The organism is Amycolatopsis stemonae (assembly GCF_054781455.1).
The window spans coordinates 95987-112721 of record NZ_BAAGUJ010000015.1 but is presented as its reverse complement, the minus strand read 5'-3'; the positions used below and the strand labels follow the sequence as shown (position 1 = coordinate 112721).

The 16735-nt window shown below is 70.9% G+C and carries 16 protein-coding genes; 5 read left to right on the top strand and 11 right to left on the bottom strand.

From position 1 onward, the window contains the following. Positions 1-28 precede the first annotated feature (28 nt). From ACYVLJ_RS38390 to ACYVLJ_RS38370, 5 genes are all read right to left on the bottom strand, one after another. Positions 29-793 (bottom strand): HAD family acid phosphatase, encoded by a 765-nt coding sequence (locus tag ACYVLJ_RS38390; RefSeq protein WP_451979315.1) that lies wholly within the window; start codon positions 791-793, stop codon positions 29-31. A gap of 82 nt (positions 794-875) precedes the next feature. Continuing rightward, complete coding sequence (locus ACYVLJ_RS38385; RefSeq protein WP_460442337.1) at positions 876-2036, bottom strand: class I SAM-dependent methyltransferase; 1161 nt, start codon at positions 2034-2036, stop codon at positions 876-878. Position 2037: 1 nt separating this feature from the next. Then, the gene (locus ACYVLJ_RS38380; RefSeq protein ID WP_460442336.1) at positions 2038-3003 is read right to left on the bottom strand and encodes a class I SAM-dependent methyltransferase; all 966 of its coding nucleotides are present in this window, start codon (positions 3001-3003) and stop codon (positions 2038-2040) included. 4 nt (positions 3004-3007) lie between these two features. After that, on the bottom strand, positions 3008-3787 hold the full coding sequence (locus tag ACYVLJ_RS38375) for an enoyl-CoA hydratase/isomerase family protein (RefSeq protein ID WP_451979306.1): 780 nt from the start codon (positions 3785-3787) through the stop codon (positions 3008-3010). Between the two features lie 54 nt (positions 3788-3841). Further along, the gene (locus tag ACYVLJ_RS38370; protein ID WP_451979303.1) at positions 3842-4663 is read right to left on the bottom strand and encodes an ABC transporter ATP-binding protein; all 822 of its coding nucleotides are present in this window, start codon (positions 4661-4663) and stop codon (positions 3842-3844) included. 313 nt (positions 4664-4976) lie between these two features. On the opposite strand from ACYVLJ_RS38370, the gene ACYVLJ_RS38365 reads away from it, so the two are divergent. After that, positions 4977-5522, top strand: a complete 546-nt coding sequence (locus ACYVLJ_RS38365; protein ID WP_451979300.1) for a cysteine dioxygenase — start codon at positions 4977-4979, stop codon at positions 5520-5522. Further along, on the top strand, positions 5519-5914 hold the full coding sequence (locus ACYVLJ_RS38360) for a rhodanese-like domain-containing protein (protein WP_451979297.1): 396 nt from the start codon (positions 5519-5521) through the stop codon (positions 5912-5914). Before ACYVLJ_RS38365 ends, ACYVLJ_RS38360 begins: the two co-directional genes overlap by 4 nt. Here ACYVLJ_RS38360 and ACYVLJ_RS38355 read toward each other — a convergent pair. Both ACYVLJ_RS38355 and glgP read right to left on the bottom strand, forming a co-directional pair. Beyond that, positions 5911-6897 (bottom strand): LLM class F420-dependent oxidoreductase, encoded by a 987-nt coding sequence (locus ACYVLJ_RS38355; protein WP_451979294.1) that lies wholly within the window; start codon positions 6895-6897, stop codon positions 5911-5913. The two genes, ACYVLJ_RS38360 and ACYVLJ_RS38355, sit on opposite strands and share 4 nt — an antisense overlap. Positions 6898-7082: 185 nt before the next feature. After that, entirely contained in the window at positions 7083-9611 is a 2529-nt protein-coding gene (glgP, locus tag ACYVLJ_RS38350) for an alpha-glucan family phosphorylase (protein WP_451979291.1), read from the bottom strand. A 228-nt stretch (positions 9612-9839) separates the two neighbouring features. On the opposite strand from glgP, the gene ACYVLJ_RS38345 reads away from it, so the two are divergent. Then, positions 9840-11273, top strand: coding sequence for a neutral zinc metallopeptidase (locus ACYVLJ_RS38345; protein ID WP_460442335.1), 1434 nt, complete (start codon positions 9840-9842; stop codon positions 11271-11273). Between the two features lie 49 nt (positions 11274-11322). On the opposite strand, the gene ACYVLJ_RS38340 is transcribed toward ACYVLJ_RS38345, so the two are convergent. Next, the gene (locus tag ACYVLJ_RS38340) at positions 11323-12300 is read right to left on the bottom strand and encodes a tetratricopeptide repeat protein (protein WP_451979286.1); all 978 of its coding nucleotides are present in this window, start codon (positions 12298-12300) and stop codon (positions 11323-11325) included. A gap of 92 nt (positions 12301-12392) precedes the next feature. Between ACYVLJ_RS38340 and ACYVLJ_RS38335 the strand changes: the two genes are divergently transcribed. Continuing rightward, positions 12393-12800, top strand: coding sequence for a hypothetical protein (locus tag ACYVLJ_RS38335; RefSeq protein ID WP_451979283.1), 408 nt, complete (start codon positions 12393-12395; stop codon positions 12798-12800). Between the two features lies 1 nt (position 12801). Here ACYVLJ_RS38335 and ACYVLJ_RS38330 read toward each other — a convergent pair whose 3' ends face one another. Then, a complete protein-coding gene (locus ACYVLJ_RS38330) occupies positions 12802-13104 on the bottom strand; it encodes a thiamine-binding protein (protein WP_451979280.1) in 303 nt (100 codons plus the stop codon). 77 nt (positions 13105-13181) lie between these two features. Between ACYVLJ_RS38330 and ACYVLJ_RS38325 the strand changes: the two genes are divergently transcribed. Further along, positions 13182-13682 carry a MarR family winged helix-turn-helix transcriptional regulator gene (locus ACYVLJ_RS38325; RefSeq protein WP_451979277.1) on the top strand — a complete coding sequence of 167 codons (501 nt, stop codon included), beginning with the start codon at positions 13182-13184 and terminating at the stop codon, positions 13680-13682. A 45-nt stretch (positions 13683-13727) separates the two neighbouring features. On the opposite strand, the gene ACYVLJ_RS38320 is transcribed toward ACYVLJ_RS38325, so the two are convergent. Further along, positions 13728-14093 carry a DUF3817 domain-containing protein gene (locus ACYVLJ_RS38320; RefSeq protein WP_103350428.1) on the bottom strand — a complete coding sequence of 122 codons (366 nt, stop codon included), beginning with the start codon at positions 14091-14093 and terminating at the stop codon, positions 13728-13730. A gap of 212 nt (positions 14094-14305) precedes the next feature. Continuing rightward, complete coding sequence (locus ACYVLJ_RS38315; protein WP_460442334.1) at positions 14306-16693, bottom strand: GH92 family glycosyl hydrolase; 2388 nt, start codon at positions 16691-16693, stop codon at positions 14306-14308. Positions 16694-16735: the final 42 nt, after the last annotated feature.

Genomic DNA, 16735 nt, shown 5'->3' with positions numbered 1-16735 from the left:
CACCCCGGGCCCGGCGGTTATTCCGCGCTCAGGGCAAGTAGTACATCGGGTTCGGCAGCTTGACCGGGCGCAGCGCGTAGCCGCCTTCGAGGTCGCTGAACTGGTCGCCGACGTTCAGCACGATCTTGGCACCGGTCGCCTCGATGTGCGCCCGCGTGCCCGACTTGTACTGGACCGTGTTGCAGGTCAGCCCGCACGGCAGGTAGTCCGGCGCGGTGGTCTTCGGCTTGAAGAACGCGCCCGCCGGAGCCGGGTAGCCCTCGTTGGCGAGGTTCTTCAGCGACTGCGGGCCCTGGAACTCGTTGCGGCCGGTCAGGAAGTACAGCTTGACGCCGTGTTGGACGGCCCAGTTGGCCAGCTCCAGCACCGGCTTGTTGGCCGTGAAGGTGCCGTTGTCGATCGCCTGCTGCTGCTTGACCGGGTCGAAGCCGAAGTCGTTGTCGGCCTCCCAGCCGTAGGTGATCTCGGAGGTGTCGTCGACGTCGAGGACCATCGCCGGGTTCTTCACCCGGCCCAGCTGCTGCTGCAGAAAGCGCTTCGCGTCCGAGACGACGCGGTCGCTGTCCTTGGCGAACCGGCTCGTGTCGGAGTAGTGGTGCTTGCCCGCGGCGTCGAGGTAGTCGCCGTAGTAGGCCTTGACGTCGTTCTTGACCTGGCCGATGTTGGCCGGCTCCTTCGAGCGCGCGGCCGTCGCGTCGTCCGAGCCCGCGAGCGCGGTCGCTCCCGAAGCGACGGTGGCGCCGATGGCCGCGGCGGCGGCGAGCTTGACGAGACCTGACCATTTTCCGGACACAGCGACCCTCCAGTGCAGACTTGCCAACCCCGGGGAACCTACGTCACGTTCACCTGGAGTTCCACCCCTCGAAAGTTTCCGTTCACCTTTTGGCCCGGCACAGAAAAGCCACTGGCGCGCGGCCGATCCGCGTCAGGACCACGGATGCTTCCGCTTCGCCGCGCGGCTTCAGCCGTCGTCGCAGCGCGTCCGGGTCGACGTCGAGGCCGCGGACCAGGATCTCCAAGCGGCCGACGTCGTGTCGCTTGAGGACGGCCTTCAGCGCCTTCTCGCTGTACGGGCCCTGCTCGAGGACGCGGAACGCGCGCACGCCCGGCGGCGGGGTGTCCCCGGTCAGGTACGCGATGCGCTCGTCCAGCTGCCACAAGCCGTGCCGGGCCGCGTAGTGGCGGACCAGCCCGGCCCGGACGACGGCGCCGTCGGGGTCGACGATCCACTCCCCCGGCTCCCGCGTCGGCAGGTCGTCCGGTTCGGTGTCGGTGACCGTCCACTGTGTCCCGTCGGAGCGCAGGACGGTCGCCCGGCGCGTGACGCCGGTGCCGAGGCCGCGCCAGAGGCACGACTCCCGGACCTGGCCGTCGAGCGACACCAGCTCGACCTCCTCGGCCCACGGCGTGAGGGCGAAGTCGAGGCCGGGTGCGCACTTGATCGCCAGCGGACGGCCCGGGTAGGCCGCCACCAGTTCGTCGAGAGGAGGCGCGAAGTCGGCGGGTTTCCACGCCCGGCGCCCGGCGGAGTCACGCCGAGCCGGGTCGGCGACGACGACTCCGTCGCGGCTCACCGGGCGCAGCGCGTCGGCTCGCGCGAGTCCGAACGCGACACCCGCGGCGGAACCGTTGTGCCGGGCCATTTCCAGCCGGACCGGGTCCAGATCGGACCCGAGCGCACGCCGCGCCACGCGGGCGATCTCGACGAGATCGGCGCCCACCGAACACGTGACGTCGTGAACGTCGAGACCCGCCAGCCGCGAAGCCCGGTGCCGGGCGACGGGTGCGGCGCTGGCCTGCTGAAGCGCGTCCGAGGTGAACAACCAGTCCGAAGCGGACAGTTTGCCGGCGGCTTTCCGGCGCAGCAGCACGGTTTCCAGGACCGCGGCCGCGTGGTCCTCGCCGACCAGGCGGCGGACGGCGCCGACGGACGCGATGCGGTCGGTCAGCGGCAACGGCGAAACCTCGGCGAGCGCCGCCTGTCCCGCGCCGGAACGCAGGTAGGCGACGTCGCCGAGGCTGAACGAATAGCCCAACTCAGGACGGCCGCTTGGTCCCGGTGATCATCACGTTGTAGAACAGCTCGCGCGGCAGGACCTTCGCGAGGAGCTTCTTGTCCACAGCGGACAGCCGCAGCCACAGGTGGTAGGCGAACAGGCGCCAGCGCACCGTCAGCTTCTCCTGCGGCACCGCGGCCTCGAACGTCCGGATCGGCCAGCCGGCGAGCGCCGCGGCGAACTCCTCGGTGACCGCGCGGACGTCCTGCGCACCCGCGCCGCGGGCCCACGTCTCCAGCTCCGACGGGTCGAAGGTGTGGATGTCGACGACGGCCTCGAGCGCGGCGGCGCGCGACGACTCGTCGAGCTCCTCCTGCGGGCGCCGCCAGCCGCGCAGCGCCGGCAGCTTCGTCACCCGGGTCGTCAGGAACCAGGTGAACTGGCCGAGCTTGCGGGCGTAGAAGTCGCCGATCTTCGTCGGCTCGCCGGCGAAGACGAACCGGCCGCCCGGCTTGAGCACGCGCAGCACCTCGCGGAACGCCGCCTGGACGTCCGGGATGTGGTGCAGCACCGCGTGCCCGACCACCAGGTCGAACGTGTTGTCCTCGTACGGGATCCGCTCGGCGTCGGCGACCCGGCCGTCGACGTCGAGGCCGAGCTTCTCGGCGTTGCGCAGCGCGACCTGCACCATGCCGGGCGAGAGGTCGGTGACCGAGCCCTTCTTGATGACGCCGCCCTGCATGAGGTTCAGCAGGAAGAAGCCGGTGCCGCTGCCGAGTTCCATCGCCGTCGGGTACGGCTGGCCGTCCTCACCCGCGACGGCGTTGAACACGTCGGTGGCGTAGGAGATGCAGCGCTCGTCGTACGAGATCGACCACTTCTCGTCGTAGGTGCCGGCTTCCCAGTCGTGGTACAGCACGTTCGCCAGCTTCGGGTCGGCGTAGGCCGCCTGGACCTCTTCGGCGGTGGCGTGCGGGTGGGGCGCCGGGTCGTTCACGTCGGTCAAGGGACTACTTCCCTTCGAAGGTGGCCTTGCCGGGCCCGTTCTCGATGAACGACTTCATGCCGTTCTTCTGGTCTTCGGTCGCCCACAGGGCGGCGAACAGGTGCGACTCGAGCTTGAGCGCGTTGGGGAGGTCCACGTCGAGGCCACCGTCGATGGCCGCCTTCGCCGCGCGAAGCGCGACAGCCGGGCCGTTCGCGAACTGCGACGCCCACTTGTGCGCGGCCGCGTAGACGTCGTCCGGGGCGACGACCTGGTCGACGATCCCCAGCTGCAGCGCCTCTTCGGCCTTGACGAACCGTCCGGTGTAGACGATGTCCTTGGTCTTGCTCGGGCCGATCAGCCGGGCCAGGCGCTGGGTGCCGCCCGCGCCGGGGATGACGCCGAGCTGGATCTCGGGCTGGCCGACCTTGACGTTGTCGCCGGCGACGCGCCAGTCCGCGGTCAGCGCGAGCTCGAGGCCGCCGCCGAGGGCGTAGCCGGTGACGGCCGCGACGACCGGCTTCGGGATGTTCGCGATGGCCGCGAGGGTGCCGGTGAGGTTCGCGCCGAACTTGGCGATCTCCGGGTAGGTGCGGGTGGCCATCTCCTTGATGTCCGCGCCGCCCGCGAAGGTCTTCTCGCCGCCGTAGAGGATCACCGCGCGGACGTCGTCACGCTCGGTGGCTTCCTTCGCCAGCTCGGCCAGCTCGGCGGTGACCTGGGCGTTCAGGGCGTTGACCGGCGGCCGGTCGAGCCGGATCGTGCCGACCCCGTCCTTGACCTCGAGGGTTACGAACTCTCCCACGTCACTCCTCCTCGTTGAACAGGTGCCAGCAGGCTACCGGCCGGTAAGGCCACCCTAGCGGCGACGGGCGAAGAAGCGATCGCCGGAACGCTCGAGCACGAGGTCCTGGTCGAACGTCTTCGACAGGTTTTCGCTGGTGATGACGTCGTCGACCAGCCCGGACACGACCGCGCGGCCGTCGCGCAGGAGCAGCGCGTGGGTGAAGCCCGGCGGGATCTCCTCGACGTGGTGGGTGACCAGCACGAGCGCCGGGGCGTCCGGGTCCATGGCCAGCGCCGAGAGCCGCGCGACGAGGTCTTCGCGGCCACCGAGGTCGAGACCCGCGGCCGGCTCGTCGAGCAGCAGCATCTCCGGGTCGGTCATCAGCGAGCGCGCGATCAGCGTCCGCTTGCGCTCGCCCTCGGACAGCGTCCCGAAGGTGCGCTCGGCCAGGTTGCCGATGCCCATCGCGTCGAGCAGCTCGGTCGCGCGGGCGGTGTCGAGGGTGTCGTATTCCTCACGCCAGCGGCCGAGCACCGCGTAGCCGGCGCTGACCACGACGTCCTTGACCAGCTCGTCACCGGGGACGCGCTGGGCGATGGCCGCCGAGGTGAAGCCGATGCGCGGGCGCAGGTCGAAGATGTTGACCCGGCCGATCCGCTCGCCGAGCAGGTCGACCTCGCCGGTGGTCGGGTGCAGCTCGGCCGCGGCCAGCCGCAGCAGGGTGGTCTTGCCCGCGCCGTTCGGCCCGAGCACCACCCACCGCTCGTCCAGCTCCACGCTCCAGTCGAGGCCGGCGAGGAGGTCGTTGGTCCCCCGCCGGACGCCGACGCCGGCCATCCGGACCACGAGGTCGTCAAGTTCGCTGGGCTGGATCGGCTCGCTCACGAGGCCCATTCTGTCTGCCGTCGCGCGCGCGTGCGCACCCGCCCGGGTGAGTCGGCGAACCGGCTGGTCGGAGCGCGTCCACGACGTGGAACGGCGCACGCCGGAAGTGCCGGGCGCCACCGCGTTGTGGCAGTATCCGAACCATGTCAGCCGACGTGCACGCCACCCCGGTCACCCGGGGCTCGTTCTGGCGCCGTCGCGCGATCGACCTGCTCCTCGTCGCTTCGGCCGGGTGTACGCGGGCGCGGCTTCGCTGATCTTCCCCTGCGGTGCCGCGCTGCCTCGCGTCCTGATCACCTTTCGCGTCCGAGGAGCACCCGCGTTGACCACTTCGCTGACCCGTCCCGCCGTCGAAATCCACCCGCAGCTGACCGACCCGCTGCTGCCCCAGCTGCTGCACCCTTCGCGGCTGCTGTGGACGCCGCGTGAGCTGGCCGACCTGACGGCCACCGTCACCACCGAACTGACCTCGAGCGTCAAGAACATCCTGCGCTTCGACGAAGACCGGCGGTGGTGGGCCCGGCTGGCCCTCACCGACGGCGTCGAGCTGTGGCTGCTGTCCTGGCTGCCCGGCCAGCGCACGAAGCCGCACGACCACGGCGGCGCGTCCGGCTCGTTCACCGTGCTGCAGGGCGAGCTGGGCGAGGAGTACCGCTACCCCGGGGGCCCGATCCGGCGTCGCACGCACGTCGCCGGCGAGGGCATCGGCTTCGGCGCCGGCCGCGCCCACCAGGTGACCGGCATCGGCGACGCACCGGCCGCGAGCGTCCACGCGTACTCGCCGCCGCTGGTGCCGACGCGCGAGTACACGACGCTCGCCGAAGTCCCGGCGGAGATCCCGCCGCTGCCCGCTATCGTCCACGGATGAGCGCCATCGATTCTTTCCTGTCCGCCGCCCGGTCCGGGCTGGACCGCGTCGGTCCCGCGCGGGCTCTCCAGCTGCAGGAAGCGGGCGCGCTGCTCGTCGACATCCGGCCGCTGGCGAACCGCCAGGCCGAGGGCGAGATCCCGGGCGCGGTGGTCGTCGAGCGGATCCACCTGGAGTGGCGGCTGGCGCCGGACAGCGAGTGGCGGCTGCCCGGCGTGACGGCCGACTCGACGGTGGTCGTGCTGTGCAACGAGGGGTACTCGTCGAGCCTCGCGGCCGCCGACCTGCAGCGACTGGGCTTGCGCAAGGCGACGGACCTCGAAGGCGGCTTCCGCGCGTGGGCCGCCGCCGGCCTCCCGGTGGAGACCGGCGGCAGTCCCGCGGTGCCTTAGGCGAGCGCCGGGGCGACCTTCTCGGCGAACAAGTCGATACCGGACCGGTCGTACGCGGCTTCCGGGAAGTTGAAGATCGCGTACGACATGCCCCGCTCGCCCATCGCGGCGAGCTTCTCGGTGACCTGCTCGGGCGTGCCCGTGGTCGGGCTGTTCTCGAAGTTGCCCGCCCAGCGCTCGACGGCGTCGGCCTCGATGTACTTGCCGAGGTGGGACCGCAGCCAGGCCAGCTTGTCCTGGACGTCCTTTTCGGTCTCGCCCAGCACGATGTTGTGGTTGGCCGAGCGCACGATGGCGTCGAAGTCGGTGCCGACGTCCTTGCAGTGCTGCGCGAGGATCTCCGACTTGCGGGTGAACGTCTCCGGGTCGGCCGCGAAGTTCGTGTACTTCGCGTACTTCGCGGCGATCTTGAGCGTCTTCTTCTCGCCGCCGCCGGCGATCCACAGCGGGATGCCGCCTTCCTGCGGCGGCCGCGGGCTCAGGATCGCGCCGTCGGTCCGGTACTGCTTACCGTCCAGAGTGGACTTCCCCGTCGTCCAGAGGTCGCGCATGATCTGCACGCCCTCGTCGAGCTGGGCGAGGCGCTCCCCGGCGCTCGGGAAGCCGTAGCCGTAGGCCCGCCACTCGTGCTCGTACCAGCCCGCGCCGATGCCCATCTCGACGCGGCCGCCGGCGATGGTGTCGGCGGTCGCCGCGACCTTGGCCAGGTAGGCCGGGTTGCGGTAGCCCATGCAGGTGCACATCTGCCCGAGCCGCACGGTCTCCGTCGCGGCGGCGAACGCCGAGATCAGCGACCAGGCCTCGTGCGTGGCTTCCTCGGTCGGGACGGGCACGGTGTGGAAGTGGTCGTAGACCCAGATCGATTCGAAGGGCCCGGCCTCCGCGTGTTTCGCGAGGCCGAGCATGGTCTTCCAGTGGTCCGCGGGGTCGATGCCGGCGAGGTCGAGCCGCCAGCCCTGCGGGACGAACATTCCGAAGCGCATGCCGCCAACTTAACGCCGCCACCGGCCGGGCGCGCAGTGATTTCCACCTGAAGTAACTCCAGGTCAGGCCCGGACCACGCGCGTCGCCGAGTGGCTCCCGGCCACGACCACGCGCGGGTGCTGGGTGCTGCCGCCGACCTCGCCGCGGCGTCGGTCACGCTGCCGGGCGGGCGTGAGCGGCGCGGTCAGGCCAGGACGACGCGGGCCAGCTCCGCCGGCGTGGCCAGCAACCCGTGCCGCGGCAGGACGCGCACCGTGTACCCGATCGCTCCCGGGCGGGGGAGCTTGAGGCGGGCCGCGAACGCTCCGATGCCGTCGGCCGTCATCGGGACCGTGACCGCGTCGTGCAGCTCGTCGTCGTCGCCGACCCGGCCGACCACGGCCTGGATGTCCACTTCGGACGGGTCGAGGCCGGCCAGGTCGATGCGGGCGCGGATCGTCACCTCCGCGCCGACGACCAGCGGCTCCGTCTGCTCCACCAGCAGCTCCGAGTCGAAGATCCGCAGCCGCGGCCAGGAGACCTCGAGCTTCGTGCGGTAGTCCGCCAGGGACAGGGCACCCCGGTAGCCGTCGTTCGTCGCCGCCGCGACCATGCGGGAGGCCGGGAGGTAGCCGTTGTCGACGTACTCGCGGACCATCCGGGACGCCTGGACCCGCGGGCCGAGCGTCTCCAGCGTGTGCCACACCATCGACAGCCAGCCCGTCGGGACGCCGTCGGCCGAGCGGTCGTAGAACAGCGGCGCGATCTGCTGGCCGAGCAGCTCGTACAGCGCCGCCGCCTCGAGGTCGTCGCGGCGCAGCGGGTCGGTGACGCCGTCCGCGGTCGGGATCGCCCAGCCGTTGCTGCCGTCGTAGCACTCGTCCCACCAGCCGTCGCGGATGGACAGGTTGAGCCCGCCGTTGAGCGCCGACTTCATCCCCGACGTCCCGCACGCCTCCAGCGGCCGCACCGGGTTGTTCAGCCAGACGTCGCAGCCGCGGTAGAGGTACCGCGCCATCGACATGTCGTAGTCCGGGAGGAAGACGATCCGGTGCCGCACGTCCGCGCCGTCGACGAACCGGACGATCTGCTGGATCAGCTGCTTGCCGTTCTCGTCGGCCGGGTGCGACTTGCCCGCGACGACCACCTGGATCGGCCGGTCTTCGTGCAGCAGCAGCGTGCGCAGCCGCTCGGGGTCGCGCAGCATCAGCGTCAGCCGCTTGTACGTCGGGACGCGGCGGGCGAAGCCGACGGTCAGCACGTCCGGGTCGAACACGGAGTCCACCCAGCCCAGCTCCAGCGGGGACGCGCCGCGCTGCAGCCACGCCGCCCGCACCCGGCGCCGCACCTCGTGGACCAGCTTCTCGCGCAGCTCGCGCCGCAGTCCCCACAGCTGGGCGTCGGAAACGCCGTCGCGCAGCGGCCCTTCGCCGACGTCGAGGCCCCACTCGCGGCCGAGCAGCGTGCTCAGCTCGCGCGCCACCCAGGTCGGACCGTGAACGCCGTTGGTCACCGACGAGATCGGCACCTCGTCGTGGTCGAACCCGGGCCACAGCCGGGAGAACATCTTGCGCGTGACGCGCCCGTGCAGCTGCGAGACGCCGTTCGCGCGCTGCGCCAGCCGCAGGCCCATGTGCGCCATGTTGAACAGGCCGGGGTTGTCCTCGGCGCCGAGCGCGAGCACGCGGCGCGGGTCGATGTCGGGCACCAGGCGGCCGTCGGCGAAGTAGCGCTGCACCAGGTCGACGGGGAACCGGTCGATGCCCGCGCTGACCGGGGTGTGCGTGGTGAACAGCGTCCCGGCGCGGACCGCGGGCATGGCCTCGTCGAACGCGAGCCCGTCGGCCTGGACGATCTCGCGGGCCCGCTCCAGCCCGAGGAACCCCGCGTGTCCCTCGTTCGTGTGAAACACCTTCGGCTGCGGGTGGCCGGTCAGCTCGCAGTACTTCCGGACGGCGCGGAACCCGCCGATGCCGGCCAGGATCTCCTGCCGCAGCCGGTGGTCGGCGTCGCCGCCGTAGAGCCGGTCGGTGACGCCGCGCAGGTCGTCGTCGTTGGCCTCGGTGTCGGTGTCGAGCAGCAGCAGCGGCACGCGCCCGACGCGGGCCTGCCAGATCTGCGCGCACAGCTCGCGCCCGCCCGGCATCGCGACGCCGATCAGCACCGGGCGGCCGCCCGCGGTCAGCAGTTCGAGGGGGAACGCGTTCGGGTCGATCACCGGGTAGTGCTCGACCTGCCAGCCGTCGAGCGAAAGCGACTGCCGGAAGTAGCCGTTGCGGTAGAGCAGCCCGACGCCGACCATCGGCACGCCCAGGTCGGACGCGGCCTTCAGGTGGTCGCCGGCGAGCACGCCGAGCCCGCCGGAGTAGTTCGGCAGCGCCTCGGTGACGCCGAACTCCATCGAGAAGTAGGCGACCGCCGGCGGCAGCTCCGCGTCGTCGCGCTGCTGGTACCAGCGCGGCTCGGAGAGGTACTTCTCCAGGTCGGCGGCGGCGGCGCGGGCCCGGGCGAGGAAGTCGTCGTCGACGGCCAGCTCGTCCAGCCGCGACGGCGGCAGCGCGGTGAGCATCCGCAGCGGGTCACGCACGGCGTTGAACAGCTCGGCGTCCATCGACGCGAACAGGTCGCGCGTCGGCGGGTGCCACGTCCAGCGCAGGTTGGTGGCCAGCGCGCCCAGGCCCGAAAGCGATTCCGGGAGACTGGCGCGGACGGTGAACCGGCGGACTGCACGCATGGGCAACGACGATATCGGGCCGCGGGCCGCCGTGCGCAAGGAGTGAGGCTTATTCCGGCTAGGCCGCCGCGCCCCGACTGCAGACCGCTGACCAGCGAAAAAAGTCATGCGGCGGCCGACGGCTGAATAAGCCTCACCAGTTCGGGGATAACGTGCACGCTCCGCGTATGCCCTGGGTAGGGTCCTGCCCGTCGGGTACCGGGTGGGCACGAGAGCGAATGGAACAAGATGATCCCAGGGGGAGGACGGCGCGCGCTGGTCGCGCTGCTGGCCGTCGCGGCGGTGGCCGTGAGCGGCTGCAACAGCAAGGGCGGCTCCGGCAGCGGGCCCGTGCCGGACAACGGTGCCGGGTCGGTCGCGGGCCTGCCGGTGACGCACTTCGAGAGCGGCCTCAAATCGGACGCGCCGACACCGAGCCTCGACGTCCGCAACGCCGACGGCGGCGAGGACGACAAGCTCGCCACCGCCGCGATCGACGACGTCCAGACGTACTGGGGCGAGATGCTGAAGTCCGACTTCGGCCAGCAGTTCGAGCCGGTGAAGTCGCTGCTGTCCTACGACGCGAACACCGACACCGAGGAAACCGGCTGCGGCAGCGTCAAGAAGCTCGTCAACGCGTTCTACTGCCCGGTCGACGACTCGGTGGCGTGGGACCGCGGTGTGCTGCTGCCGATGCTGCGCAAGCGGTTCGGGCCGATGTCGGTCGTCGTCGTGCTCGCGCACGAGTTCGGCCACGCCGTCCAGTACCGGCTCGGCGACAAGGCCGGCATCACCAAGAGCACCCCGACCGTCGTGAAGGAGCAGCAGGCCGACTGCTTCGCCGGCGGCTACTTCCGCTGGGTGGCCGAGAACAAGAGCAAGTACTACCAGGTGTCGACGTCCGAGGGCCTGAACCAGGTGATGGCGTCGATGTTCCTGATCCGCGACCAGGCGGGCACCAGCGCCGCCGACCGCGGCGCGCACGGCACGGCGTTCGACCGCACGTTCGCGTTCCAGGCCGGGTTCGAGAAGGGCCCGAAGGAGTGCGCGGCGATGAACACCGAGAACGTCAAGGCCCGGCTGACCGAGCGCCCGTTCGACAAGGGCGACACCGGCAAGGGCGACACGAAGTTCAACGACCAGGCCGTCGCGCTGCTGAAGAAGAGCCTCGACGAGGCGTTCAAGGGCGCGGGCGTCGCGGCCCCGGAGATCAACGACGGCGGCAGCTGCACCACGACCTCCCCCGCGTCCTACTGCCCGGCCGACAACACGGTGAGCATCGACCTGGCCAAGCTGTCCCAGCTGGCCCAGCCGATCGACCGCGAGGCCGAGATGAAGGGCGAGGACCCGGGCGGCATGGGGGACTTCGCGGCCTTCTCGGAGGTCGCTTCGCGGTACGCGCTGGGCATCCAGAAGGGCGTCGGCGCGTCGATCGACAACGCGAACGCGGGCCTGCGGACGGCCTGCCTGGTCGGGGCGTGGGCGGCGTTCACGAACCGCCCGGGCGACCTGCGGCTGTCGGCGGGCGACCTCGACGAGGCGATCGCGGACCTGCTGCAGCCGGAGAGCCTGGTCTCGGCGGACGTCAACGGCAAGCGCCCGGACAGCGGTTTCGACCGGGTCGAGTCGCTGCGGCGCGGGTACCTCGAGGGCTCGTCGGTCTGCTCGAAGCAGTACGGCTGACCCGCTGACGAAAAAGGCCCCCACCGCGGTGGGGGCCTTTTTCGCGGGCTCAGAACAGGGCGGACGCCAGGTCGCGGCGGGCCTTCATGACGCGCTCGTCGGCCGGGTCGAAGAGGTCGAACAGGGCGACAAGGTGCTCGCGGGCCTTGTTGCGGTCGTCGCCCGCGGTCCGGCGGACCGCGTCGATCAGCCGCTTGAACCCGGCCTCGACGTCGTTCTCCGCGATCTCCAGGTCGGCCGCGTCGAGCTGGGCCGCCAGGTCGGACGGGTCGGCGTCGGCCTTGGCGCGGGCGTCCGGGTCCGCGCTCTCCGCGCGGGCGGTGAACTTGACCTGGGCCAGGGCGTTCTTCGCCAGCTCGTTGGCCGGCTCGACGTCGAGGATGCGCTCGTACGCGGCCTGCGCGGCGGCGAAGTCGCCCCGCTCGAAGGCTTCTTCCGCTTCCGTGAAGCGCGGGTCCTCCGGCTCCTCGACGGGGCCGCCGCCGTTCGCCTCCGCCTCGCGGATGGCGGGCAGCTTGTCGCGCAGAGCCTCCAGCAGCGCGTTGATCCACTTGCGGATCTCGGGCTCGGGCAGCGCACCGGAGAAGGCGTCGACCGGCTGGCCGCCGCCGATGGCGACGATCGTCGGGATGGACTGCGCGCCGAACAGCTGCGCGATCCGCGGGTTGGCGTCGACGTCGACCTTCGCGACGACCCACGCGCCACCGGACTCGGCGGCCATCCGCTCCAGCACCGGGGACAGCTGCTTGCACGGGCCGCACCACTCGGCCCACAGGTCGACGATCACCAGCTGGCGCAGGGACCGCTCCACGACCTCGGCCTGGAAGGTGGCCTCGGTGACATCGATCACGGCCTCGGACGAGCCCGGGGCGGGCGGCGGGGCGTCGCCACCGGCCGGGCCGGCGGGCGGGGCCGGCTGCCTCTGCGCCGATTCGGCGCGGGCCTTGAGCGCGGACAGGTCGACCGCGCCGGACAGGGCGGCGGAGAGGGCCGCTGACTTCGCTGCAGATCCGCGTGGTTGTGTCACGACTCCATCCTGGCACGCGCACCCGGGAACTTTCACCGGGTCCCCGGCCGGTCCGCTTGGCAGGACGGCGCCGCTGGGGCAGGCTCGGCCGGGTGCACATCCGGCGTGACGTGAAGGTGGGGCTGTCGATCACGGCCGCCGTCGCCTGGATCGTGGCGGTCACGCTGCTCATCGTGCACCAGGGGGACCCGGGCGCGGCCTCCCCCGGCGAGCTGCGCGACCAGCTCGCTTCGGCGCTGTCCGAACACGACGCGGACGCGTTCGGCGCCCTGCTCGACTACCCCGGCTCCGGCGGCGACGACTTCGCGAAGGACTACGTCGCGGTGCTGGCCGACCACGGCGTCCACGACGTGCGCGTGGTGCTGGGCCCGGACGCGGCCGCCCCGACCCGCGCGACGGTCGCGGGCGCGCTGAGCGACGGGAAGCCGTTCGGCTACGCGCTGAACGTGACGAACGAAGACGGCCGCTGGACGGTCGCCTTCACCCCGCCGCTGCCCTGAGTCAGGACTCGCGGAGGTGGGCTTCGATGCGGTCCACCTTGGCCTCGAGCTGACCTTCGAAGCCGGGCCGGATGTCCGCTTTCAGCACGAGCCCGACCCGGGCCGCGCCCTCCCCCGCGGCCTCGACCGCGCGCTTCACGACGTCCATGACTTCGTCCCACTCGCCTTCGACGTTCGTGAACATCGCGTTGGTCGAGTTGGGCAGCCCGGAGTCGCGGACGACCTTGACGGCGCGCGCGACGGCTTCGCTCACCCCGCCGTCGGGTTCCCCGCCGGACGGGCTCACGCTGAACGCGACGATCATGTCGGAAGTCCCTTCTTCGGTGTTCTTTCCGCCGGTCGTGCGACACCCGCCGGTACCCGCTGGTAACTTCGCGTGTCATGAACCGTCCGCTGCCGTTCGACCCGATCGCCCGCGCGGCACAGCTCTGGGAAGCCCGGATCGGGCCCTCCGGCACCATGGCCGCGGTCACCGGCGTGATGCGCGTCCAGCAGATCATCCAGTCCGCGGTGGACGGCGCGCTCAAGCCGCACGGCCTGACCTTCGCCCGGTACGAAGCACTGGTGCTGCTCACCTTCGCCCGCAGCGCCAGCCTGCCGATGCGGGTGATGGGCGAGCGGCTCCAGCTGCACCCCACCAGTGTCACCAACATAGTCGACCGGCTGGAGAAGGACGGGCTCGTCAAGCGCGTCCCGCACCCGACCGACCGCCGCACGACGCTCGTCGAGATCACCGACGAGGGCCGCAAGCGCCGCGAAACGGCCACCGCCGCCGTGACGGAGATCGACTTCGGGCTGTCCGGGCTCACCGAACGGCAGACCGAGCAGCTGACCGACCTGCTGACGAAGGTGCGCCGGGCGGCCGGGGACTTCACCGAATAGCAAAAAGGCCCGCACCGAGGTGCGGGCCTTTCTCACATGCCGGGATCAGGCGGCGACGGGCTCCTTGACCTGGAACAGGCCGACACCACCGTGGGACAGCCGCTGCGGGCCGTCGAGCTTGCCGTTGCGCAGCGCCCACTTCTCGAACAGCCACGTGAACAGCGGCGGGATGCTCGCGAGCAGGGCGAGGACCAGCGTCTTCGGGCGCCAGCCGAGCGGCTTCGCCACGGACAGGGAGACGACCACGTAGAGGACGAAGATCACGCCGTGCACCATGCCGATGACGGGCACGCCGCCCTCGCCGGAGGAGTGGACGACGTACTTGAGGAACATCCCGACAAGCAGCGCCGCCCAGGACAGGGCTTCGGCTACTGCGGCCACGCGGAACACTAGAGCGGCCTTGCTGGACACTTCTTCCTCCTGTGGGGTCTCACCACGTGTGCTGGCACGAAAAACGTCCGACGCACCGTCCACGGCGGACTGCCTGTGGACGTCAACGGCGCTGTCGGACGTGCTGATACCAGTGTGAGGCGTGACGGCCCTCACGGGAACACCGGGGCCCGTGACGATGCTCACGGCCGTGGTCCACTGTGGTCTGGACCACGGCCGTGAGCGTCCGCTGTCTACTCCGAGCAGGGCGAAGCCGGTGCGGAAGACGGTGATGTCCCCCACTTCGCCGCGGCGGAATCGGCCGTCAGGCGGAAGTCCAGCGTCGTGCCACGCTTCAGCTGGTCCACGTTGACATACACGCGATCGCTCGGCTGCGAGCCGACCTGCAGGCCCGAAACGTACTGCAGCTTCGAACCGTCCGCGCCGGCCGCCTTGATCGTGATGTCACGCCCGCTCTCCAGGTGCAGCACGGACTTCTCGAACCGCGGCGCGTTGAGCACGAAGTTCCCAGTACCTGGGACGGCGGGGTACATGCCCAGCGCGCTGAAGACGTACCACGCGGACATCGTGCCGAGGTCGTCGTTCCCGGTGACGCCGTTGGGCGCGTTGGTGAACAGCGTGTGCGCCGCCCGCACGACCGTCGACGTCTTCGCCGGCTGCCCGGTGAGCGCGTACATCCACGGCGAGTGGAGGTCCGGCTCGTTGTTGGGGTTGTAGCGGAACTGGTCGTAGTAGTCGTACGGGCCGACGACCCAGTTCTCGCGGACCGCCGTCGCCGGGTTCTTCACCAGCTCGTCGTAGGCGAAGAAGTCGTCGAGCCGCTTGCCGGTGCTCGCCGCGCCGCCCATCCGCTGCACCAGGCCGGGGACGTCCTGCTGGACGAGCCACTGGTACTGCCAGGCCGTGCCCTCGTGGAAGCCGTCCTGGCTCTGCGGGCTGTACGGCTTGTCGGCGGGCGTGAACCAGTCACCGCCGAGGACCTTCGGCCGGAAGAACCCGCTGAAGCCGCGGTCGGTCTGCGTTTCGTCCCACAGTGTCCGGTAGGTCCGGCCCTTCTCCTTCAGGGCGGCGGCGTCTTCCTTCTTCCCGAGCGCGGCGGCCATGACCGACAGCGAACAGTCACCGAGCGCGTACTCCAAGGTGGCCGACGCACCGTGGTTCGGGTCGGTGTCCTGCCCCTTCTTCGGGAAGTCCGGGTCGTACTGGACGAAGCCGTCGGCCTGGTAGCTCGCGTTGCCCGAACGGCCCTGGAACGGCGACGACGCGGGCGGGATCTGCGTCGAGTTCTGCAGGAGCGCCTGGTAGGCGTGCACCTCCTCGCCCGACAGCGCGCCGAACCGCCAGAGGTCCACCAGGAACGGCGTGACCGGGTCGCCGGTCATCGTGTTCGTCTCCTGGCTCGCGTACGCCCACCGCGGCAGCCAGCCGCCCTGGTCGTGGATGGCGAGGATGCTCTTCGCGATGTCCTTCGCGCGGCTGGGCCGCAGCAGCGCGAGGAGCTGATTCTGGGAGCGGTAGGTGTCCCAGAGCGAGAAGAAGTCGTAGTAGGTCCAGCCGACCGCGCGGTGGATCTTCTTGTCGAAGCCGTAGTAGCGGCCGTCGGCGTCGTTCGCGGTCAGCGGCTGCAGGAGTGCGTGGTAGAGCGAGGTGTAGAAGACCGTGCGGTCGTCGGTCGTGCCGCCCTTGATGTCCACAGTGGACAGCTCGTGGCGCCAGGTGCGCTGGACCGCGTCCCTGGCCGCGTCGAACGACCGGATCTTCTCCGAGGCCAGGTTGGTCCGCGCGCCCTGCGCGTCCACCTGGGAGATCGCGGTGGTGGCGGTGACCTGGCCCGGTCCGCCGAACGTCAGCCACGCGCCACGCAGGCCCGCGCCGCCGGCGGATTCCTTGCCACCGGGCGTCCCGCCGGTCGGCGACCAGGTGCCGGAGGACTTGAACGGCTTGTCGAACTTCGTCGTGAAGTACGTCGTGTAGGCCTTGCCGCCGCAGAACGCCTGTGACTCCACGGTGCCTTCGACGGTCCGGTCGTCGACGATCCGGACGCTGCTGCCGGTGACCGGCTCCTTGTCGTTGGCCTGACCGACGTTGACGAAGACGTTGGCGTCACCGGGCTTGCTGAAGGTGTAGCGCTCGACACCGGCGCGCGTGGCCGCGGTCGTCTCGACGTCGACGCCGCCATAGCCCGTCAGGTGGACCTTGTAGTAGCCGGGCTTGCCGACTTCGCCGTCGTGGGTGAACGGCGCCGCGTAGAGCTTCTGGTCGAAAGTGGCCGCTTTCGTTGTGTCGAACGCCTTGCCGGGGCCGATTTCACCGGTTGTCGGGAGCGTCGAGACGAGCCCGCCCTGCTCCCAGCAGCCCGCGCCGGACAGGAAGAAGTGCCCGAAGCCGCGGATGGCCGTGTCGGTGTAGCGGTAGCCCGCGTAGTGCGAGGTGATCGGGCTGACCTGCGTCATCCCGAACGGCGCCGAGGCACCGGGGAAAGTGTTGCCTTCGTCCTGGGTGCCGATGAACGTGTCGACGGCGTCGAGGCCGTCCCCGCCCGACGCTGCCGCGACGGCGGGACTCACCCCCGTCGCGACGACGGCGAGCGCCAGCGCACCCGCCAGGACCTTGCTCTTCACTGAGCCTCCCTGAAAAGCCGTGAATGGCACATCGAGGGACTT